Annotated in this window: 27 protein-coding genes; 14 read left to right on the top strand and 13 right to left on the bottom strand. The window is 49.0% G+C overall.

The features are described 5' to 3' along the window. The first annotated feature begins 68 nt into the window (after positions 1-68). From KNP06_RS09340 to KNP06_RS09330, 3 genes are all read left to right on the top strand, one after another. A complete protein-coding gene (locus KNP06_RS09340) occupies positions 69-356 on the top strand; it encodes a hypothetical protein (protein ID WP_214711047.1) in 288 nt (95 codons plus the stop codon). 81 nt (positions 357-437) lie between these two features. Further along, positions 438-854 carry a YhfM domain-containing protein gene (locus tag KNP06_RS09335; protein ID WP_138859454.1) on the top strand — a complete coding sequence of 139 codons (417 nt, stop codon included), beginning with the start codon at positions 438-440 and terminating at the stop codon, positions 852-854. Between the two features lie 73 nt (positions 855-927). Next, a complete protein-coding gene (locus tag KNP06_RS09330; protein WP_138859453.1) occupies positions 928-1,347 on the top strand; it encodes a YhfM domain-containing protein in 420 nt (139 codons plus the stop codon). A 22-nt stretch (positions 1,348-1,369) separates the two neighbouring features. On the opposite strand, the gene KNP06_RS09325 is transcribed toward KNP06_RS09330, so the two are convergent. Beyond that, positions 1,370-2,215, bottom strand: coding sequence for an alpha/beta fold hydrolase (locus KNP06_RS09325; protein WP_138859452.1), 846 nt, complete (start codon positions 2,213-2,215; stop codon positions 1,370-1,372). Positions 2,216-2,330: 115 nt separating this feature from the next. Here KNP06_RS09325 and KNP06_RS09320 point away from each other — a divergent pair, with 115 nt between their 5' ends. From KNP06_RS09320 to KNP06_RS09310, 3 genes are all read left to right on the top strand, one after another. Further along, positions 2,331-3,326 (top strand): helix-turn-helix transcriptional regulator, encoded by a 996-nt coding sequence (locus KNP06_RS09320; protein ID WP_034777546.1) that lies wholly within the window; start codon positions 2,331-2,333, stop codon positions 3,324-3,326. Between the two features lie 219 nt (positions 3,327-3,545). Further along, positions 3,546-4,406, top strand: a complete 861-nt coding sequence (locus KNP06_RS09315; RefSeq protein WP_214711048.1) for a metal-dependent hydrolase — start codon at positions 3,546-3,548, stop codon at positions 4,404-4,406. A gap of 9 nt (positions 4,407-4,415) precedes the next feature. Next, on the top strand, positions 4,416-5,174 hold the full coding sequence (locus tag KNP06_RS09310; RefSeq protein WP_214788553.1) for a DUF817 domain-containing protein: 759 nt from the start codon (positions 4,416-4,418) through the stop codon (positions 5,172-5,174). Between the two features lie 41 nt (positions 5,175-5,215). On the opposite strand, the gene KNP06_RS09305 is transcribed toward KNP06_RS09310, so the two are convergent. Further along, a complete protein-coding gene (locus KNP06_RS09305) occupies positions 5,216-5,623 on the bottom strand; it encodes a hypothetical protein (RefSeq protein ID WP_214788551.1) in 408 nt (135 codons plus the stop codon). A gap of 75 nt (positions 5,624-5,698) precedes the next feature. On the opposite strand from KNP06_RS09305, the gene KNP06_RS09300 reads away from it, so the two are divergent. The 4 genes from KNP06_RS09300 (at position 5,699) to KNP06_RS09285 (ending at position 8,633) form a co-directional block, all read left to right on the top strand. Beyond that, complete coding sequence (locus KNP06_RS09300; protein WP_214788548.1) at positions 5,699-6,112, top strand: hypothetical protein; 414 nt, start codon at positions 5,699-5,701, stop codon at positions 6,110-6,112. 307 nt (positions 6,113-6,419) lie between these two features. After that, entirely contained in the window at positions 6,420-7,280 is an 861-nt protein-coding gene (locus KNP06_RS09295; RefSeq protein ID WP_214788544.1) for an ABC transporter permease subunit, read from the top strand. Further along, complete coding sequence (locus KNP06_RS09290) at positions 7,280-8,335, top strand: ABC transporter permease (protein WP_214788541.1); 1,056 nt, start codon at positions 7,280-7,282, stop codon at positions 8,333-8,335. Before KNP06_RS09295 ends, KNP06_RS09290 begins: the two co-directional genes overlap by 1 nt. 55 nt (positions 8,336-8,390) lie before the next feature. Further along, the gene (locus tag KNP06_RS09285) at positions 8,391-8,633 is read left to right on the top strand and encodes a hypothetical protein (protein ID WP_214788539.1); all 243 of its coding nucleotides are present in this window, start codon (positions 8,391-8,393) and stop codon (positions 8,631-8,633) included. Between the two features lie 149 nt (positions 8,634-8,782). On the opposite strand, the gene arr is transcribed toward KNP06_RS09285, so the two are convergent. Continuing rightward, entirely contained in the window at positions 8,783-9,199 is a 417-nt protein-coding gene (gene arr, locus KNP06_RS09280) for an NAD(+)--rifampin ADP-ribosyltransferase (protein WP_029595530.1), read from the bottom strand. Positions 9,200-9,339: 140 nt separating this feature from the next. After that, positions 9,340-9,786, bottom strand: coding sequence for a GNAT family N-acetyltransferase (locus tag KNP06_RS09275; protein WP_029595529.1), 447 nt, complete (start codon positions 9,784-9,786; stop codon positions 9,340-9,342). 93 nt (positions 9,787-9,879) lie between these two features. Between KNP06_RS09275 and KNP06_RS09270 the strand changes: the two genes are divergently transcribed. Further along, positions 9,880-10,398, top strand: a complete 519-nt coding sequence (locus KNP06_RS09270) for a Rossmann-fold NAD(P)-binding domain-containing protein (protein WP_214788535.1) — start codon at positions 9,880-9,882, stop codon at positions 10,396-10,398. Positions 10,399-10,722: 324 nt separating this feature from the next. Here KNP06_RS09270 and KNP06_RS09265 read toward each other — a convergent pair whose 3' ends face one another. Next, entirely contained in the window at positions 10,723-11,559 is an 837-nt protein-coding gene (locus KNP06_RS09265) for a GGDEF domain-containing protein (protein ID WP_214788532.1), read from the bottom strand. A gap of 211 nt (positions 11,560-11,770) precedes the next feature. Next, positions 11,771-12,508 (bottom strand): UMP kinase, encoded by a 738-nt coding sequence (gene pyrH / locus KNP06_RS09260; RefSeq protein WP_138859445.1) that lies wholly within the window; start codon positions 12,506-12,508, stop codon positions 11,771-11,773. A 134-nt stretch (positions 12,509-12,642) separates the two neighbouring features. On the opposite strand from pyrH, the gene KNP06_RS09255 reads away from it, so the two are divergent. After that, positions 12,643-13,554: an alpha/beta fold hydrolase gene (locus KNP06_RS09255; RefSeq protein ID WP_214788529.1), complete on the top strand. Its 912-nt coding sequence runs from the start codon at positions 12,643-12,645 to the stop codon at positions 13,552-13,554. A gap of 82 nt (positions 13,555-13,636) precedes the next feature. On the opposite strand, the gene KNP06_RS09250 is transcribed toward KNP06_RS09255, so the two are convergent. The 4 genes from KNP06_RS09250 to KNP06_RS09235 form a co-directional block, all read right to left on the bottom strand. Continuing rightward, positions 13,637-14,344: a class I SAM-dependent methyltransferase gene (locus KNP06_RS09250; RefSeq protein WP_214788526.1), complete on the bottom strand. Its 708-nt coding sequence runs from the start codon at positions 14,342-14,344 to the stop codon at positions 13,637-13,639. 313 nt (positions 14,345-14,657) lie between these two features. Next, on the bottom strand, positions 14,658-15,881 hold the full coding sequence (locus KNP06_RS09245) for an MFS transporter (protein ID WP_214788523.1): 1,224 nt from the start codon (positions 15,879-15,881) through the stop codon (positions 14,658-14,660). A 205-nt stretch (positions 15,882-16,086) separates the two neighbouring features. Further along, positions 16,087-16,488, bottom strand: coding sequence for a group-specific protein (locus tag KNP06_RS09240; RefSeq protein ID WP_214788520.1), 402 nt, complete (start codon positions 16,486-16,488; stop codon positions 16,087-16,089). A 322-nt stretch (positions 16,489-16,810) separates the two neighbouring features. Further along, positions 16,811-17,260 (bottom strand): hypothetical protein, encoded by a 450-nt coding sequence (locus KNP06_RS09235; protein ID WP_214788517.1) that lies wholly within the window; start codon positions 17,258-17,260, stop codon positions 16,811-16,813. Positions 17,261-17,385: 125 nt separating this feature from the next. On the opposite strand from KNP06_RS09235, the gene KNP06_RS09230 reads away from it, so the two are divergent. Together KNP06_RS09230 and KNP06_RS09225 are read left to right on the top strand one after the other, a co-directional pair. Then, positions 17,386-17,595 (top strand): hypothetical protein, encoded by a 210-nt coding sequence (locus KNP06_RS09230; RefSeq protein ID WP_034777570.1) that lies wholly within the window; start codon positions 17,386-17,388, stop codon positions 17,593-17,595. 105 nt (positions 17,596-17,700) lie between these two features. Continuing rightward, positions 17,701-18,327: a hypothetical protein gene (locus KNP06_RS09225; protein WP_214788515.1), complete on the top strand. Its 627-nt coding sequence runs from the start codon at positions 17,701-17,703 to the stop codon at positions 18,325-18,327. On the opposite strand, the gene KNP06_RS09220 is transcribed toward KNP06_RS09225, so the two are convergent. The 3 genes from KNP06_RS09220 to KNP06_RS09210 form a co-directional block, all read right to left on the bottom strand. After that, positions 18,324-18,650 carry a hypothetical protein gene (locus tag KNP06_RS09220; RefSeq protein ID WP_214788512.1) on the bottom strand — a complete coding sequence of 109 codons (327 nt, stop codon included), beginning with the start codon at positions 18,648-18,650 and terminating at the stop codon, positions 18,324-18,326. The genes KNP06_RS09225 and KNP06_RS09220 overlap by 4 nt on opposite strands. A gap of 236 nt (positions 18,651-18,886) precedes the next feature. Further along, positions 18,887-19,054: a hypothetical protein gene (locus tag KNP06_RS15325; RefSeq protein WP_214720043.1), complete on the bottom strand. Its 168-nt coding sequence runs from the start codon at positions 19,052-19,054 to the stop codon at positions 18,887-18,889. Positions 19,055-19,238: 184 nt separating this feature from the next. Beyond that, the coding region (locus tag KNP06_RS09210) for an IS3 family transposase (RefSeq protein ID WP_214788505.1) at positions 19,239-19,637 on the bottom strand (399 nt) is incomplete at its 5' end.

Here is a 19,637-nt window from a genome sequence, read left to right as displayed (position 1 = left end):
CAGAATGAACTCTATATGCTATTCTAGAAATAGGGAATAAATTACATATAGCATAGGGGATGATTTACGTGTGGATGGTTTTAGGATTGCTCGCGATTGGGGCGACACTGTTCAATTTGTATACGTTCAGCATCGGGAAAGACTATAAGCTACCGATGGCGATTGCGTTGTCCTTGACCGCATTGACGGTGTGTGCAGATTACAGCTATTTATCAGTCTGGGTCGAAGCGGAGGATTGGAGTGCGTTGGCGGATGTCATACCAGGTATGGGACGAGCGTGGTGGGTCTTAACGAGCATCTCGATTCTATTGAACATATTGCCGATTTTCTTGGAGCGAATGCGAAAACAGGCCTGAATGATCCGATGTCAAAATTTGTGAAACCTTTCATCCGGATTTTCGTAAAAGATAACGATCAACATGAATGGGGTGATGGACATGAAACTAGATCGGGCAATCTTCACAGGGGCTTCGGCGATGTTCAAAGCATTTATGAACTCAGAGGAGAATGAGTTGAATAGAGAAGAGATGATTCAAGCGAGAGTTGCTGAGTCGTCAGGAATTGGTTCGTTCAATGAGACAGATTTCATCATGTTCAATGGAATCGAAAAAGTGAGATCGTTCGCGGACATGCTGCGTAATGCAGATGATGCGCTCGAAGATTCCATTCACGGGGAACCGGACTTTGACTTGGAGCTTCATTGGAAGGGCGGGATGATGGCACAGTATCATCTTTGGCTCGGACAGAAACATCAACCGAGCTTTTTGATGGATGTGACGCATCCGCATCTCATCTATCGCGTGTCGAGAGATATGACGAATCAGTTGATTCAAGTGCTCGGGGTGGACGAGTAAGTGATTGACGTGTGATGTGTAACTTTTTTTGAATTACGTATAGCTACCAAACACAGTTAAAGGAGCCCCTTTTATGAAACGAAGACATATGTCAGTCTTTGCTCTTTTCACGTTAGCCCTTACGTTGACCGGTTGTGGCTCGAACGATTTTCGGACGGATGGGATTGAAGAAGTCCGCGTCTCGGAATCGGACGGATTCAGCAGTTTTCAAGAGCGCGATATCGTCACGTTCGACGAACCGGAATCGATTCGAGTGTTCGAAGACATGCTGCGTGAGGCAGACGAAATTCCAGGTGTCGCCAATGTGGTTGGGCCGGAATACGATATCGAAATCCGCTTCGAGGACGGGGAGACGGACCGCTATTACCTTTGGCTCAACGATGATGCGAAGTCGGTAAGCAGTCTTTATGACGCGGACGACACAAATATCGGCTACCGCCTTCCGGCTGACGTGACGGAAAAATTGATCAATCTGCTCGAACCAGGCGACTAAAAAAGACGCCTAGAATGGCGTCTTATGAGTTGAAGCGGATAAAGCGTTCAATCTGTTGCTCGCTCTTCCGTGCTTGACGACCAATCCAAATCAAATGGCCGGGGCTGTTCAAGATGGTGAGCTGGGCGTGCGGGATGAGCCGTTTCGCGTGATGCGCGTGGCGGACCGGCACGGCCTTGTCATTTTTGGAGTGGACGATATACGTCGGGCACGTCACCCCGAGCAGCGCTTCATCGGTCACTTGTTGCCGCAGGTCGAACTGGGCACCGAGACCGAACGCCATTTGGCTAGCGACTCGTTTCAATAGGAAGATATCGTACGGGGTCACTTCGTCGCGGATGACATCGAGTGCGAGCAGGCTCGTCGATTGAATCATGCGGGCCGTCGCCTCGAAAGGTTGTTTTTGAATGGCGCGGGCGACGAACTGTTTCATCGCAAATTGCAGCGCGATGAACGCAGGCTGGGCGACGTTACGGCTGATGTATTGCCGATAGGGGAAGTCGACGACGCTCGTCACAGCGGCAGCGAGCGTCAGGCTGAGCGCGTGGTCGTTCTGCGATGCGAGCTCGATTGCCGTCGGGCCACCGGCCGAAATGCCGTACACGTGATACCGATCGATTGCCATGATTTCCATCAAACGACGTAGGTTGGTGGCGAACGCTTGCGGTGAAGCCGAAAATGAGTACGGAGTCTCACCGTAGCCGGGACGGGATGGGACTATGACCCGAAAACCGGACACGACGAGCCGGTCCACATGGTACGGTTCGAGGCTCGATGATTGGGTCCCATGAATCAGAACGATGACCGGACCGTGACCGCGGTCCATATATTCGATTTTCGTGCCGTTGACGTGCGCGTAATGTTTCACTGCGGAAGGGCCTCCTTAAACGATTTGTAATGGAAAATACCTTTATTTCATGGAAATAACATGCTACTGTCTGTTTATACATATTTTACATAGAGAAGTGAAAGGGGATTAAACCGTGAACAACCGAGAAAGGTTACTCGAGGTGAGACGGTTTTTCGAACGCCACACAGATGATAATCATCCAAAGACGTTAGAAGACTTGCTCGAATATTTATCTACGATCGGAGATACTTCTAAGTTAGCAAAAAAATCAGTGAAAGACGACATCCAAGCATTGACCGATTCGGGGTTCGAGGTGCAGGATGAGCTCGAGAAGAACGGCCTCGCCAAAAAATATTGGCATTCGGCCCGTTTGTTTGAAATCCATGAGCTCCGGATGATGGTCGACGCCATCGTCGCGGCGAAGTTCATCTCGGAGGACGTGACAGAGCGGATCGTCGAAAAACTTCAAAAACTGACGAGTATTCCGGAAGCGGAAACGCTCCAGTCGATCATCAAGACACCGAAGAAGAAACACGGACAGATTCCTTACCATATCGATCGCATCCAGCGCGCGATCCAAGAACAAAAGGCAATCTCGTTCCAATATACGGACGTCGTCGGCTTTGACGCCACGAAGCGAACGTTCCCGCTTCGCCGTGACGGCGAGCGTTATGTCGTCAATCCGATTGACTTGCACTGGAACCATGAGCAATATTATTTGATTGGCATCGATGAGTCGATCGGGGAAATCCGAAACTATCGCGTCGACCGCATCGTCAACTCAGAGATTGTCGAGGATGATACGCCGCGCATGAAACATCATTTGCCGGATGACTACTTCCAAAAGTCGTTCAATATGTACAACGGGCTCGACGAGGAAATCGTCCTTGCCGTCGACGAGCGCGTCCTCCCGGTCATCTTCGACAAGCTCGGCGAAGACGTCTCGATTACTCAAGACGGAGAACGCTTCCTCATCCGCTTCGATGCGGCCGTATCCGACGGGTTCGTCTTCTGGCTCTTGTCGCTCGGCACGCAAGTCGAGGTGCTCGAACCGATCACGCTCCGCGACCATTTGCGCGAGACGATCGAGGCGATGGCCGAACGATATGCGAAGGCGAGCATTCACTGAAACGATTGAAATGAAGGTATGATATACTGCTTGCGACACTTGTAGAAGGGGGACAGGCGGATGTTAGATTGGATGCCATTAATCATTCCGATTGTCGCTGTCATTTTTGTCGCTGTCGTCGCAAGACGCGCCATGAAAATGGACCAAGAGAAATAAGCTAGGACGGACATCCTTCTCGTCATGAGGGGGATGTCTTTTCCGTCCAAAAGGAGGAGACCGGTGGACACCATCACACATACGCTCTTCGGTCTGACGCTCTACGGGGCGGCCGACAAGCGAGAGCTTCAGAAAAACGAAAAACGTGCTTTGTTCGTCACGACGCTCGTCGGGAGCCAAATCCCAGATAGTGACGTCATCTCGCGGTTATGGGACACGGAAGGGATGTATCAGATGTGGCACCGCGGCATCACTCATTCGATTTTCCTCGTCCCGTTGTTCGCGCTACTCATTTACATACTCGTGCGCCTCTTGTTCAAGGTGACCGATATCCGTTACTTCTGGTGGGCGCTCTTGTCCGTGTTCATCCATAACACGGCAGACTTGTTCAACGCCTGGGGGACGGGTTACTTCGAACCGTTATCGGATGTCCGGGTCACGTTCGGTGTCATCCCGATCGTTGATTTCGTCTATTGGGGCATTTTCCTCGTCGCCTGGCTGATCGCATGGCGAACTGACATCAGTCATACGGTGTATCGCTACGCCTGGGCAGCGATCGTCGTGCACGTCTTGATTCAAAGTGCGCAAGGGGCGTACTTGTATCAGTCGTATGCCGCCGATCACGATGAAGTGGCGCTGTCGGCCTCGTTCATCCCGACCCAGTTCACGGTCGTCACAAAGACCGATGAGTCGGTGTCGATTTACAGTGACTCGGTTTATCAAGAACCCGAGGTCCAATACGAGTTGACGAGTGCGGACGATGCCGATTTGAATCCGCTCTTCGCTGAAAATAAAGAAGCGATCACGCTCAAACAGTGGTCCCCGTTCGTTGTCGTCGTCGAGGATGATGAGCGGCTCGGCCTCTACGATCCGCGCTTCTTTGACGGTGAGTCGTCATTCCTTTACGAATACATCGAATTGTAGGTGATTACGATGCGGAGCATCCGTTATTTGTTCATCTTCGGTTACGAACAGGCACTCAGTTGCATCTTCCCGGTCGCCATCTTCGGGGCGCTCGCGTTGACGAAATGGTTCGACTTTCCGATTCCGCGTTACGACGTCCTCCTCATTTGGTGCCTATTCGTCCAAGTCGTGCTCGTCAAGACCGGGCTCGAGACGATGGAAGAAGTGAAGGTCATCAGTTGGTTCCACGTTATCGGGCTCGGCCTCGAGCTGTTCAAAGTCCAGATGGGGTCATGGAGCTATCCCGACGAGGCGTTGACGAAAGTTTGGGGCGTCCCGCTCTATGCGGGGTTCATGTATGCGAGCGTCGGCAGCTACGTCGTCCAGTCGTGGCGCCGCCTTGATTTGGAGTTTCTCAAGATGCCTCCACCGCTCATCGCGTTCGGCCTGGGAATCGCCATCTATTTCAACTTCTTTTGGCATCACATTTGGCTCGATTTGCGCTGGGTGTTGATTGGTCTCGTCTTTCTCGTCTTCGGCCGTGCCATCGTCACGTACCGGCTCGACGACCGCCGTTTCACGATGCCCGTCGTCGTCGCCTTCTTTTTGATTGCCTGCTTCATCTGGTTCGCGGAAAATATCGTCACGTTCTACAACGGTTGGACATATCCGAACCAGTTGAGCGGTTGGGCGCTCGTTGACCTCGGCAAGCTGTCGTCGTGGTTCCTGCTCGTCATCATCAGTATTTTGTTGGTGGCGTGGCAGAAGCGGAGACAGGAACTCTCATGAAAAAACGTGTGCACCCGCTTCGGGTCGCACACGTTTTTAGGTTACATCGTTGGTTGTTTGGAGCGGGCGACCATATGGACGATGAACACATAGAGCGGGAACGTGAATGTGAGCGCGATGATCAATAGCCCGACGACCCGACTCGGCCATGCCGCTTCACTAGGGGCGGGGATGATGCGTGTCCAGACATAGGTGAACAGCGCCAAATAGGGGAGCCATAACACGTATAGGGAGAGGTTCCATGGTGAAGGGGCGAGTTGCCTGATTCGTTTAACGATGAGCCGCGTGAACACGAAGAGTGAAATAAGGCCGATTATAGTGATGGCTGGAATATAAGCATCACCCGTTAACAAATGAATCCGTCCGCTGTTGGCGAGTAGTTGAATGTTTAAAAGTAGGCAGAGTGCGAGCAAGATGGAGAGGTTTTGTACTTTGAGAAAGTGTGTCATGAAGGTCTCCTTGAAAATGAAATGGTGATGAAACTTTGTCTGGCAGCACCCGTATAAAAAGATGAGGTGATAAGTTTGATTGATATAATTGGGTTTTGGTGTATTGCGCTCGCACTTATGGGTGCGACGATCATGTATTTCGTCCAATGGTGGAGAGGACGAAAGTTAGGAAAGTTGTTTGCGTCTATTGGATCGCTCGTGCTATTCATTCTAGTGTTGCTCGTGACGGTTCCAGATACATATGATCGGATTCATAGTCGCTACAAGACAGAGACGGGAATGTGCTATGTAATCGATAACGGTGCTAAAGCCCGTGATATCGATGTATATTTGAATGGCGTACCGCACGAAACGCGCAATCGTCCCGATATCCCGTTCGGTCCTGGTATTGAATATGAATGCACAATCACGCTCACGCAGGAGTTGAAGACGCTCGTCGACTATGAGTTACGGTCTGAAGATGGTGACGTTCTATTTTCAACATACTAAGGTGTTCCTTTCATGAAGGAATACTTTTTTATTTGCTTATTGATTGGGATGTTCAATGTAGCTAGCACATTTAAAGTTGTCTCAGAGTATGTGCGTAATTTAAAGATAGCATAATTCAGCTCTTTATTTTTTGAATATTGTTATTATTTACAATATTACTGTGATAGAATCAAAAAACACACATATGGTTTTATTTTACTTTTGTATCGAGAAAATGTTTTATTTTGGAGAGAGTTCTTTTTGACTGTGTTTTAGGCGGCTAATCATTGAGAGAATAGAAACTCATGTCACAAAAGGAGAGAATCGGATGAATTGGATTGCTCAAAAATCGGCTCAGTTTTTCATCACGCTATTTATATTGATTGCAATCAGTGCCTTGCCGTCACTCGTCGTGGAACTCGAGTTCGTGCCATCAAATTACTGGAACGGGATTCAACAACAATTCAGTCAGTTGGCGAAACTCGACGAGATTACATACTACAACGTAACCGCACAACGCGAGTTACCGTTATTGCCAGACCTCGCCCCGCTCATGAAAGAGACGGTCATCATCTTTATGACGTCACTCATCGTCTCGGTCGGGTTCGCCCTTCTGTACGCCTATTTCTTTTATCGGAGCGGGAAGCGCGTGCGCACGGTGCTCCAGCAAACGAGCCTGACGCTCGAGATGATTCCAGATTTGTTTTGGCTCATCTTCTCGCAATTTCTTGCCATCACGATTTATAAGAAGACAGGGTTCGATCGAATTGAAGTCGCAGGTGGGTTCGCCGAATACATACGCTTTTTGCCGATTGTGACGTTGACGCTCACGATTCTGTTCTTCTTCCTCAAGTGGTTGACGAAACATATCCTCGAGGAGGAGGTGTCGTTGTTTCTCGAACTGGCCCGGGCCAAAGGCGTCAGACCGGCCGCCCTGTTCTGGAGACACTTGCTGCCGAATTTGGTGTACCGCTTCTACCTCTTTTTCCGCTCGAACTTGATCACGGTGCTCTCGAGTCTGTTGATTATCGAGTATTTGTTCAACGTGCAAGGGATTTTCCGGTTCGCCGTCTATAATCCGGTCATGCCAATCCTGCTCGTAATCTTGTTGGTCGTCTATATCCCGATTTTCATATTGGATTTGGTAGCAGAATGGCTCATCCCGAACGCCTGGAAAGGAGGGATTTGATGCGACGCACGTTACTGCGGGACCCGATTTTCATCATCGGGTTCGTCATTTTTGCCAGCTTGCTGTTACTAAGTATCGGGAATACCGTATTCCGCGATGGCCAAGTCGACCAATTTTTGAACCGTTACTCCGACGAAGGTCGGTTGATTGGCATTCCACCGCTTGAACCGTCGAAAGATCAATGGCTCGGTACCGACCGGGCCGGCAACGACTTGTTCCAGATGATGATTGAAGGCTTTAAGTGGACGGTCGGTATTTGTGCGACCGTTGCGCTCGGACGGATGGCGTTCGGCCTATTGATTGGGATTCCACTCGCGTTTCGCGGGGCGCGCGTGAACCGAATCTTCAAAATGGTGTTAGACGGGTTTTTGATTCTACCGATTTCTTTATTGGCTATGATGATGCTATTCCCGTCCTTTTTCTTCGCGGATTCGACCATGGTGCCGCCGCTGCTGGACCGCGTGACGCTGCAGTTGACGGTGTTCGTGGCGCTCGGCTTGCCTGCGGTCACGCTTTATCTCATTACAGAGGTCCGGCAATTGCTCAAACAAGAGTTTATGATTGTCGCCGAGACGTTGGGCGGCAGTGTGTGGCACCGGACAAGGAGACACTTATGGCCGCACCTCGTTCCGACGTTGGTCATCGTCTTCATGCAACAGTTCGTGCAAACACTCATGTTGCTCATTCATCTGTCGTTGTTCGGCGTCTTTTTCGGAGGCACCGTCTTCCTGTTTGAAGGGGTCCGACCGACGCTGTTTGAATGGTCGTCGATGTTCGGTTTTTATTTCACGCAGTTCACAGCGACGACATGGATGACGAACCATATGTTCCTCGTTCCGGCTCTCGGCCTGTCACTGCTCGTCTTCCTCAGCAACTTGCTGACGAGCCGCCTCGAGCGGGCGTTCCGATTACGACGCCAAGAGGCGGTCGTCACGGAAGAGACGATGTCTCAAACGGAGACGGCCGCGTCGCTCGCGGATCCGTTCACACTTGTGAATGCGGATGGCTCATTTCAAAAGATGAATCAAAAGAAAGCGGACGGCATCACACACTGATGTCATCCGCTTTCTTTTAGTACTTGATTATCGTAAAACTAAGGAGGTAAAGATGGTGAACACGAAGTCGTTTATGCTCTTTTTTGTCTCGGTGTACTTGTTAATGAGTCTTCCTTCAATCTTAGGAATCGGTTATGTGATTGATTGGATTCCGGAAGCCGCTTTATTGCAAAAGCTGAAGGGATATGTGATTGATGGTTTTACTCACAACTCTCTTTTTAAAATTGTGTTCTCAGCCATCGCGAGTGGGATTTTTACTTTCTTTTCATCAAGACGGATAGCCAGTCATAGTGATTGAATTCGCTCAATATTATGAGAAACCTATGATAAATTAATCTTCAGATTGTGATTTGACTCGATTAATCCATGCATTAAGCTTGTTATAATCGATTTCTCCAGAATATCAGCGCTTCCTGTACGATTTATTCAAGGTGTATCTACTTCGTGTCAGTCTTCAATCATATCTTCTCCAGCGTGTCGCAGTTTCTCAAGTGAGTCGCGCATATGCGCGATCACATCGTCAAGGTGGCGTTCCCAAGCCCCGAGTTCGGCTACGACTTTGAGCGGGGCGTTCGACCGGTACGACCGGGTCGGATTTCCGGGGAAGCGCTTGTCCGTCAAGTTCGGATCGTTCTCGAAGTCGCCCGTCGGTTCGACGACGTAGATTCGTTCACGCGCATTTCCGCTCGCCAGTTCGGCTCCCCACTTGGCGGCGTCGAGAGTGGCCGTGAAATAGATGTAGTTCGACTGCTTGTCTTGATAGTTCGAGCGTCGCTTCGGTTCAAGCAAGTCTCCAAGTTTCAGTTCGGCTTTCGTTCCGTGGAAAAACGGGCCGGGGTCGAGCGGTTTCATGTCATCGGTCATGCTTTATCTCTCCTTCAGTCAGGCTGTCTTCACAGTATAGTGGATGGATTTAGGAGAACACAGTCTGTTTTTGGTTCGAGAATCGCGATATAATAAAGACGGGAAGAGCGTTCGGCTCTTCCTTTTTTGTTACATAGAATTCAAAGCTGTTTTCGGAACGAATAGCTCGTGATGGCGTAGTCCATCTTGTCTTTATAAAAGCGATGCGCCTCGGTCCTTGCCAGTCCGGACTCGAGGGCGACATATTTGGCACCACTGTCGCGTGCGTATTCATGAATGAAGTGAAGCAACATCTCGCCATATCCCTTTGAGCGATGGTTCACGCACGTCACGAGGTCGTAAATGAAGACGTGTTTCTCGAGATATAGATTGACGCGGAGCTCAATCCCCGCAAGCGAGACGATGACATCGTCGGCGTATAACGCATATAGTTCATACCCTTGTGGTCGCATGGCGGCGACGAGATCGCGATAGGCGTCGAGCGTCAAGTCGGTGCGCAGTTGATTCATGACTGGGAACGATTCATCGAGTTCGTGTGGCGACTCGATTGGTTTGATGGAATAGATGGTCGATGGAATGGGAATCATGCCTCCTTGAGGGGGGTGTTATATGTAGATTTCGCTTTCGTAAGTCAGGATTCCTTTCCTTACTTATAAACGGACAGAAGGGACAGATATATCGTGAAACATGCGTTAGTGATCGGCGGCAGCGGGATGCTGGCGGGGACGGTCCTTTGGTTGGAAGAGGTTGGCTATCACGTGTCCATCATCGGACGGGATGCCGAGAAAATGAGCCGATTGACCGAACAAACACCCGACCGACTGTCTGCCGTATTGGTCGACTATCGGGACGACTTGCGTCTCAAGGAAGCGCTGCGAAGTTCGATTGCGGATCACGGAGATTTCGACTTGGTCGTTGCCTGGATTCATTCGGACGCAGCTGACGCCTTAACGTGTGTGTTGTCAGCACTACGAGGGGGAACGGACGTGTTCCATGTTCTCGGTAGTCGCGCCAACTCGAGCGGTGTGAGAAACGGGCTGACGATCACTGAAGACGTCCGTTATCACCAAGTGCAACTCGGTTTTCAAGTCGTGAAGGGGGAGAGCCGCTGGTTGACGCATAAAGAGATTGCCGGAGGCGTGATCGAGGCGATTCAAGGGAAGGAACCTCTCCATTTAGTCGGAAATGTAACGAGATGAAACGATTAACAATAATAAACTGAAGTGATAAAAGGTCGAACGATACATATGAAAATGCTCTTCGGGCAACCTAGATAGAGTATCATCTAGAGCGATTTAGATAAGAAATTGAATTGGGTTAACTCTGTGAAGGACTTGATGCTGTATCCAAATGGAAATTCTGAGTTTGCGTATAATGGGCTTGGATAGACGTTACAGACAGCAGTCGTGATGGAGAATCGAAACGGCTAAATGTGGGGTAAAATCGATATGATGACACAAAAAACCTTGAATGCGCACTTTTATTAAGTGTCGATCATTCAAGGTTTTATTATCAGGTATTTCTCAACTAGTCGACGATGCCTTCGCAACGATTTTATCAACGACCGTGTTACAATTTTCTTGATTCACCTCATAAAACGTATCCTCATACGTCAATGACACGTGTTTACCGCTTTGAAGCTCATACTGTTCTAGTAGCGGACGAATCCGGTCATGGACGACTTGTGCGGCTTTTTGTGACGTGTAGGGGAAGATGATGGCGAACGTATCGACTGCGATCCGATACTTGTGATCGGTTCGTCTTGTTGCCATATGGAGCTCGTCACTGAAATAATTCAAGAACCATTCATATTCAGTTCGTCCGTAATGTTCCTTGAAACGAGCGAAGTCATTCAAGTGAATGAACGAGACTGAGAATGAGCCACCGTGGCGAATGAGACGGTCTCGTTCCGCACTCAAGTCCATCCGAAATCGCTCGGTATTATCAAGCCACGTCTCTGGATCGACCGCAATCAATTGTCGCGCTTGTTCCTCTAACTCGTGCCGGGACAGTTGAACGGTGTTCACGAGTTGATGAACGAGACCAGACAGAATGGACATGACGAGAAGCAGAATCGTAAAACTGATGCCTCTGGCGTTAAAAAACTGAACGTTTCCTGTTTCGTAAATGGACGCGAACCATCGGAAATAGATGAATAAAAAGAGGAGAAGCGTGACAGACAGAGTCAGCCCAGCTCGCATCCCGAAGATGAGAGAAGAGAGTATGATGGTGGGTAAAATCAAGTAGCCGAGAAGACCGGTGTTACTTTCAGACAAAAGGACGGTATAAGCCATCGTACCGACAATCATACAAGCGATGAGACCGAACAAATAAATCGATTCATTAGTCCATTGCTTCATGTTCACCCCTCCATCTGTCTTGAATCGGCTCACGATGAGCCACCTCTTCAATTACCCGCTATATATGCGGAATAACCAATCAAAGATGTCCGTCACCTTCATTATAAAACATTAGACTGGAACGACGAGATCGTTTTTCGAATCGGAGCGAGTGCGTTCTTCGGGATTAAGTAAACGACACCACCGACACAGATGCCGGTGGTGTCGTCAGTTATGTAGCAAGGGTGGTCTGGCCATCGTGAATCAACGTGCCGATTGATTCGCCCGAACAGATACGCTTCATCGCGCCCGTCTCTTCAAAGTCGAACACATGGACCGGGAGCTGATTGTCCCGCGCGAGCAGCAGTGCCGATTGATCCATCACCTTCAAGTCGTGGCGCAACACATCGTTATAGTGGAGCGACGTATATTGTCTTGCCGTGCTCGAACGATTCGGGTCGTCCGTATAGACGCCGGAGATTCCGTTCTTGGCGACGAACAGGGCGTCGCAGTGCATCTCGACCGCGCGTTGAACCGCCGGATAATCGGTCGAGACGAACGGCTGACCGTTACCGCCTGCGAAGATGAGGACGTACCCTTTATTCAGATGGGTGAGTGCCTTCAGTCGGATGTACGGCTCGGCCATACTTGGAATCGGCATGGCCGTCATGACCCGAACTTCGCGGTCGGTCTTGCTTTTCAGCACACCGCGTAGCATCAAGCTGTTGATGACGGTGCCGAGCGTGCCGATGTTGTCGGCCTCGACGCGATCGATGCCCCATGCGTCGGCCATGTTGCCTCGGAAGATGTTCCCTCCGCCGATCATCAGGGAGACGTTGATGCCCATGTCGATCAATGACAGGATTTCAGCCGCAATTTGATCGAGATTGTATGCATCGAAATTTGAGTTGTCCTCGCCGGCGATGGCCGCCCCGCTCAACTTGATGAGCACGTTTTGATAGTTGTTCATTGTTACACTCCCTTTACGATTCCAAATCTCCAAAATTATATAGGTTTTTCAATTAATTAGCAATGATTTTAAGGTGTCAGTTATAATGGAAAGTGAGATTGTTGGAAACGGGAGAGGAATGGGGGGACATATACATGAAGCATTTTGTGAAAGTGTTTGAGACAGAACTTGAAGTGAATCTTAAAAGAGAGCATGGTACACCGATCGTCATCATGACTGGAATGGGTTGTTCATTCGAGGAGTGGCATGAGGTGACAGAGAAGCTAAGTGCAATGAATCGGGTCATCCTGTATCACCGGCCGGGGATTGGCAGAAGTGAGCAGAGTCAACGTGAGCGCAACACCGAAGCAACAGTACGCGATTTAAAAGAACTATTACACATTCTGCGTATTGACGAGCCCGTCATCTTGTTAGGACATTCCTACGGAGGACTTTGCGCCCAGCATTTCGCGAAGCGTTATCCATCTGATGTGGCTGCACTCGTGCTCGTTGACTCCACATCACATGACTTGGAGAGGCTTGATACGCTAGACTTGCCAATCATGAATGAGGGAGCGTCGGATGAGGAATGGCTGAAACAATGTGAGGCGTATGCAGAGCAAACCGAATCAGCGTTAACGCGACGTATCCAAATCGTATTGACACCCAATCAGCTGAAGCTTCCGAGTGATGTTCAAGCAGAATTGATTCAATTTTTCCAAAGACCGAATCTGTATAAAACGATGATTGATGAAGTCAAGAACTGGTATGCGGATGCCCGGTTCATAAAACAGTTAGGAAACCTCGGTGTGATGCCGTTATATGTGATTGGACGCGACGCCGACCATGAAGTCGAACAAGGCATGTTAAACGGTTTTCCTGAATCTGAGTTAAGGTTATTAGAAGCAACGTGGCATCAACTCATTCGTGAACAAACGATGCTCTCAACGACTAGCAAGCTGGTGATTGCGGAACAGGCATCGCATGCCATTCATTTAGATCGTCCGGATGTTATTATTGCTGTGGTAGAAGAACACATTGATCAGATGACTCAAGCGATACAATAAGCCGAATGTCGCCACAACAACTAAGAAAGAGCCGATTGAGAGAATGGTCTCAATCGGCTCTTTCTGTGTCGAGCATAAGAATTCAGTCCGTTTTTTTGAACAGCGCCGTCCAGAGTGCCGAGACCCCAAAGACGTCTTCAGAACGGTCGGCCTGTCGCATCTTGCGAATCTCGACTTCCTCGAACGAATGGAAGATGGACCGAAGTTTTTCAGGCGTGAAGCCGAGCCCGCCGTTCAGGTTTCTTCGGCGATACACTTCCCAGTCCGTGATGTCCGAGCCGCCGAGCTCGCCACCTTCCACGAAGCATGTGATTGCAAAGTGACCGTCTGGTTTTAGCGTTTTCCAGACTAAATCGATATACTGTTTTCTTCGATGCGGCGCGATATGGTGAAAACAACCTGAATCATAGATGACGTCGTATGCGGACTCTTCTAGTTTCACATCATACAGATTGTCATGCATGAAGTTCACTTCCACTTGATTCTCAATGGCGCGTTCTTTGGCCCATTCAATCGATGTGATGGACAAATCGATGGCATCGACCGTACATCCGTTCTCCGCAAAATAGATGGCGTTGCGTCCAGGACCGCTCCCTAACTCCAACACGTGACACGGTGCTAGGATATCCCGCTCAAAATAGCTGACCAAGTTTTCATCAGGCTTGTTCACAAAGAAGGGGATGCGCTTGTCTCGATCTGCGTAAAACGAGTCCCAAAACTCACTCGGTTCCCTCAACAGAGAGTCCAACATATTCAATAAATCTTCTTCAGTTCGAATCGTCTCTTTCATGGTATCCCCCGCTTTTATAGTTTCTTGAACACTCCTTAATTATACGATTTTTTCCAAATGTGAGGATGTCAGGTACATGACATTCAGGTTAATTCATCTCGGATTTGAAGGTAGTAGATGGACCGGAAAATAGTGTGTAAAGGCCTCAGCGAAGGGAGTATAGCTCGTGAACTCAATTTCCATGTCCTCCATTGCAGTTTATTCACAATCGATTAAATAAAGGTTTTTGAGAGTGTGAGGTGAATGATCCGATAGCAATAATTCCTATTTATTACAACTATTATAATTATGTTACAAATGAGGCAGTTTAGAATTACGAGACATTCTCTTCAACGACGACCGCCTCATACATCCCTCGTTTTGAACGTTCGAGCACAATCCGAACCGTGACCAAGCCGACGAGCAAGAAAGCGAGTGAGAAGGCGACATACGTCGAGCGAATCCCGACATATTCAGCGAGGAGACCGATGCCGAACGTCAACCCGATAATCAAGACGGACTCCGCTACGTTGATCACCCCGGAGAAGCGGCCCATCAGGTCGGTCGGGACATTGTTTTGATAGAACGACAAGAAGCCGGTGTTCGCGAACGACAAGGCGAACGTGAGCAGGAAGAATCCGACCGCTGCGACCACGAATGACTCGGAGAAGGCGAAGACGAGATAGCCGACAGGTGTTAGGATGGCACCGAAACTGATTAGGAACGGTAACGTCAGCCGGGCACTGAACGTCGCGTTGATGATGGAACCAGCGATAATCCCGGCTCCGGCAACACTGACGAGAAAACCGTAGCGACTCTCAGAGAAGTTGAGCACTTGCGTCGCGAACGACGCCTCGAGCGAGTCGAGCCCCGACATGAAAATCGTCATGACGCAGAATAGGCCATAGACGAGTGTCACGTAACGCATGGTCGATGCGAATCGGACGACCGTTTTCCAATCATCGAGAATCATGCGCAGGTTGAACACTTCGACTTCGTCGCGGGCCGTGAACAACTTCGGTAGTAGGGAGAGGATTCCGACAGACACGAGCAACGCCAGCGCGTTCAATTGTATCGCGAGCGCGGGTGTACCGATCATGAACAACAATCCCGCGATGGCCGGGCCTAAGATGAATCCGGCCGATTGGACGAAATTTTTCATGGCGTTGAACCGTTGACGGTCACCGCTTGGGACGAGCTTGGTCATGTAGACGAGGGAGGCCGATTCGAAGACGGAACTCGCGATGTTCAATAGAAACACGAGCAAGTAGATGAGCGCGAGTGAGTCGATGAAAGCGAGACTGAAGACGACGACGGCGCGGAGCGCATCAAGCCACATCATCAAGCGGCGTGTATCGGTACGGTCGATGACCGAGCCTGACCAAACGTTCGCGCATAGGGCCGCGAGCGGGACCAGAATGTAGAGGACCGAGACGGTGAACGGCGATTGCGTCATCTCGAGAACAATCAAGTTGAGGGCGATGAAATACACCCAGGCGCCGAGGTTCGAGATGCCGACGCCAGTTAGTAAGAGTAAAGTGTGTTTCCAAGTATTCATCGCAATCGTCCCCGTTCAAAGTAGATTTTGAACAGTATGTCACAAAAATGATTGATATACCAGATAAATCCAATCCACTTCAATTTTTTATGAATTTGATTATCCGGCTTGCTCGCTTTCCATAGATTGGACAAAGAGGCTGCGATATACTTTTTGACAGAGCCAGATGGCTCTCGAAATGATTGTTGCAAGCCGAGCAGGTGACTTAACGCGCTGTACCAGCGAAGTAGACTGTGATGGCCTTAGGCACATCCTCGAGCGGTCCTGTCAATTGGACGACATGATTTAGATGATAGAACGTGCTCGTCGTCTCGACATCGTCGAAGCGATTCGTGGCGTCATGGACGAACACGGGAACACCAGCACCGAGGGCAATCCCGAGCTCGATATGGCTGCTGTTGCCGGCCGGCAGTAAAATGATGACGAAGTCCGAAGCCTTGATGGTCTCGAACTCACTCGTGCCGATGGCTCGCAAGTTTTCAAGTGTCGTGGCGCGATCGTTCGTCGTCCAGTCGTATGTATGCGTGTGACCTTGCGAGAGAAGAGTATCACGCAGCTCCCTTACTCGTTCGATGTTTGCGAAGCGTGAGCCGATATAGAAGTTCATATGAGTCCTCCTAGCATATGTCATGTCGAGTGATTCATGTTGATGGCAATAACTTACCACAAGATATACAGGGAAATGAGTCCAAGCATCAAGAGTATGCCGACGCCTACGAAAATGGACTTGGATCGATGCCATCCTCGATATTTGGAAAGATGCACTGTTAATCCGATTGAAGAGGTTATCAACAATTTCATCGTTCCAAGTATCCACACGAATCCTGGCCCAATCCAATTTGGGGAGAACAAAACGTAAACGATGGATATGAAAAGGCTCCTGCCGCTAATCATCACCGCTTGAAAACGACGCGTCACATGACTTCCGTTCATTGTTTGACTCGATCGAATCGTGTCACCGCTACTTCATGAACGATAAGCAACAAAATCGCGATGAAAAAGATGAGCAATGCGACGTATTCCGGATTGACGTTCAGGAAGTAATTGAGCCCGAACAGTGGCGTCACGAATATGATATAGAGCGGATACTGAATCGCAAACAAGGCGTCCAACACCACGATGTCATACATATATGTTTCGAAGCTATTTAATGTGAAGACAGTGACACTTGCGAACAAAATAGCCATGATGAACAGTTTTGCGGCACGGTTTCGAAGTAAACACGTCCCAAGCATGCAAACGAGCAGTAAGCCGGATGCGAAAGCATGAATTGGGTGAATCTCTGCATCAGGAAACATGAAGGATGGAATTAGGTTCACGATGAACGCGAGTATATAGACCGATGACAAGACGACGAGGCATTTCTTTGAATTAGCCATTTCTGAACCCCTTTCTTGATGAGGGTTATATTTACATTTACTTACAAGTGTAATTTTACACTAAAGGGAGAGTGTGTCAAGATGAACAGGTGGAGTTAGACTAAAAAAAGAAAGGTGGAACAACAATGACAAAAGAGGAATTGAAAGCACTATTGCCGATAGAAGAGGTCGAAATCAAACTCGAAGATGTGGAAGGATTGCCGCGCTTCGCATTCGTTAACGAGCGTGAACGTTTCGAGGAAGTACAGGAGGAGTATCAGGACGACGAGGAGCCATGGCCGGACGGGCTTTATATCATCGGGTATGGGGACTTTTTAGGGACCCCATTTGTGTGAACATCGAGTCGAATTACGTCATCATCGTCAGTCATGAGACGTTCGAAGTGGATGAGATGTTGTCGACTTCCGTCAAGGATTGGTTACGGTAAGGTGGGCGAGCCATTGTTTGAGCAACAAGTCATCATTTCATCCTTAGGTGAGGAGGAAATGGAACTTCAGATGTTCACGATAGTCGGTGCTTCAAAAAAAGCAACGCTGTTAACGAGGGCCGACGCTGCACAACTTCGTGCTTTACAAGAAACCGATTTGCGGTTCATCCGCGTTGGTTACGATAGCGATGGGAATTGGCTAACTATCGATTTAGGCAACGGGGAGCTATTTTTTTGTAACGACGAATACAGACCGAGTGATGTGATTCGCACACCGATTGAAACGGTTATGAACTGGGCCCCGACGACAGAGCGACTATTGCTCTTGACGCAACGTTTAAAGCGCGGAGAGTTGTCTGAACAAGAACTTCCTCGAAAACGTTATACCCCGACGTTCGAAGAGATGATCAAATGGGTTTTGTATGTGAAGGAGGGCTTAGTGACGCGGGAAGACGTATCCGATTGGGCCGGACGTGTGCTTCAGCAGTCAGATGACGACCTCATTGTGGGCATGACGACTGATTCACTTGTCTGGTTAAACGGGATCGATTTACCCGACGTAGACAGCGGTTACTTACATGATGAATCGGATCTGGATGAATGGGTCTTGCAACTTGAAAGGAAGATTGATGAGCTTTAGTAAGTTGGAGTCGTAAAAAACGTCCAAACCACACACATCATATGAATCGTCGCAAGTGTATAAAGGACAGCGAGTAAACCGAATAGGCGCGGGTTGTCACGATTCTTGAAATAGCGAATCGTGTATTCTGAAATGATTACGCTAGTGAGTGGAATCACGGAGAACATCATGAGGAAGGGCAAATACATGAAAGTCTCGAGGTCGATGAGCGCAACGATGAAATGGTCTTGATCGATCAGGACAGTCTCTATATACAAATACTGACGAATGAGGATATAAATCCATGCCACAAACGATAAAATGCCTAGCAGATGAATGCGCAAATTACATTCTCCTTCTTGTTATAAATTGGATATTGATTGAAATGATTAGGCTCATCACCATAAGGTGTGGTTGACGCATAAAATCCATCAGATTTTGAATTGAACATAGAAAAAAAGCGAAAACCCCGGTATCGTAATTGTTGCTTAGACAAACCACGATTGGAGTTTTCGCTTTGTCCCAACAGTTTATCAAATTACTTCTTCCACTTCCAGACCTTTTTCAGATCCAAATGTCGTCAGACGAAGAACCAAACGTTTTTCCGGTCATCCCGGGTCGACATGACATCCCTTGTCCGCTGTGCCAGAGAAAGACCATCCTGCATTCGAAAAAGCGGCGTCGCTTTCGACACGGTCATGCGTGGAACGTCGGTGTACTCTGGATCGAACTGGATGTCCCACGTCAAAGATGCACCTCTTGTGATTTGACGTTCGTGTATGACTACGGTCTCGGGCTCGTCCGCACTTCCACCGAGGTTTTCCGGAAAGGCATCGCAGAACGTTGCCACGGTAGGACGATCTCAGATGTAGCGCGTGAATACGGATTACTTTACACGACGGTGGAACGATGGTTGGATTGTCAACACTTAACTAGACATTTTTTAAGAGGTCTCTTTTTTTGTATTCTTTCGGTGTCAGGTAACCTAATGTCCTATGGATTCTGATGTTATTGAACCAATGTATGTAATCACGTAATTCACGGTCGAGAACCGTCAGATTCGGGAAAGTCTGCTTCTTGACGAACTCGATTTTGAGAACCTTGTACGTCGCCTCTGACACTGCGTTGTCGTAAGGACACCCCTTGTCACTGAGCGAACGACGGATCCCGAAGCTACGCAACGTGTCGCTCACGAGTTTGTTGTTGAACTCGCTCCCACGGTCGGTGTGAAACATGCCCACCCGACGGAGGTCAGCTGGAATTGTTGCGATCGCCCGGGCCACCAGGTCCGCATCCTTGCGTTCGCCGACGCTATGTCCGATGATTTCCCG

The sequence above is a fragment of the Exiguobacterium sp. s21 genome, assembly GCF_018617975.1.
Lineage (GTDB): Bacteria > Bacillota > Bacilli > Exiguobacteriales > Exiguobacteriaceae > Exiguobacterium > Exiguobacterium mexicanum_A.
Note: the sequence above shows the minus strand (reverse complement) of the source record. Positions and strands in the feature narration are given on the sequence as shown.

Excerpts from the sequence above, each read along its gene's own strand:
- KNP06_RS09335 (WP_138859454.1), top strand. The coding sequence starts at position 438 with ATGAAACTAGATCGGGCAATCTTCACAGGGGCTTCGGCGATGTTCAAA.
- KNP06_RS09245 (WP_214788523.1), bottom strand. The coding sequence starts at position 15,881 with ATGAATACTTGGAAACACACTTTACTCTTACTAACTGGCGTCGGCATC.
- KNP06_RS09330 (WP_138859453.1), top strand. The coding sequence starts at position 928 with ATGAAACGAAGACATATGTCAGTCTTTGCTCTTTTCACGTTAGCCCTT.
- KNP06_RS09230 (WP_034777570.1), top strand. The coding sequence starts at position 17,386 with ATGACAAAAGAGGAATTGAAAGCACTATTGCCGATAGAAGAGGTCGAA.
- KNP06_RS09305 (WP_214788551.1), bottom strand. The coding sequence starts at position 5,623 with ATGACACACTTTCTCAAAGTACAAAACCTCTCCATCTTGCTCGCACTC.
- KNP06_RS09240 (WP_214788520.1), bottom strand. The coding sequence starts at position 16,488 with ATGAACTTCTATATCGGCTCACGCTTCGCAAACATCGAACGAGTAAGG.
- KNP06_RS09250 (WP_214788526.1), bottom strand. The coding sequence starts at position 14,344 with ATGAAAGAGACGATTCGAACTGAAGAAGATTTATTGAATATGTTGGAC.
- arr (WP_029595530.1), bottom strand. The coding sequence starts at position 9,199 with ATGACCGATGACATGAAACCGCTCGACCCCGGCCCGTTTTTCCACGGA.
- KNP06_RS09310 (WP_214788553.1), top strand. The coding sequence starts at position 4,416 with ATGCGGAGCATCCGTTATTTGTTCATCTTCGGTTACGAACAGGCACTC.
- KNP06_RS09275 (WP_029595529.1), bottom strand. The coding sequence starts at position 9,786 with ATGATTCCCATTCCATCGACCATCTATTCCATCAAACCAATCGAGTCG.
- KNP06_RS09255 (WP_214788529.1), top strand. The coding sequence starts at position 12,643 with ATGAAGCATTTTGTGAAAGTGTTTGAGACAGAACTTGAAGTGAATCTT.
- pyrH (WP_138859445.1), bottom strand. The coding sequence starts at position 12,508 with ATGAACAACTATCAAAACGTGCTCATCAAGTTGAGCGGGGCGGCCATC.
- KNP06_RS09265 (WP_214788532.1), bottom strand. The coding sequence starts at position 11,559 with ATGAAGCAATGGACTAATGAATCGATTTATTTGTTCGGTCTCATCGCT.
- KNP06_RS09290 (WP_214788541.1), top strand. The coding sequence starts at position 7,280 with ATGCGACGCACGTTACTGCGGGACCCGATTTTCATCATCGGGTTCGTC.
- KNP06_RS09235 (WP_214788517.1), bottom strand. The coding sequence starts at position 17,260 with ATGGCTAATTCAAAGAAATGCCTCGTCGTCTTGTCATCGGTCTATATA.
- KNP06_RS09295 (WP_214788544.1), top strand. The coding sequence starts at position 6,420 with ATGAATTGGATTGCTCAAAAATCGGCTCAGTTTTTCATCACGCTATTT.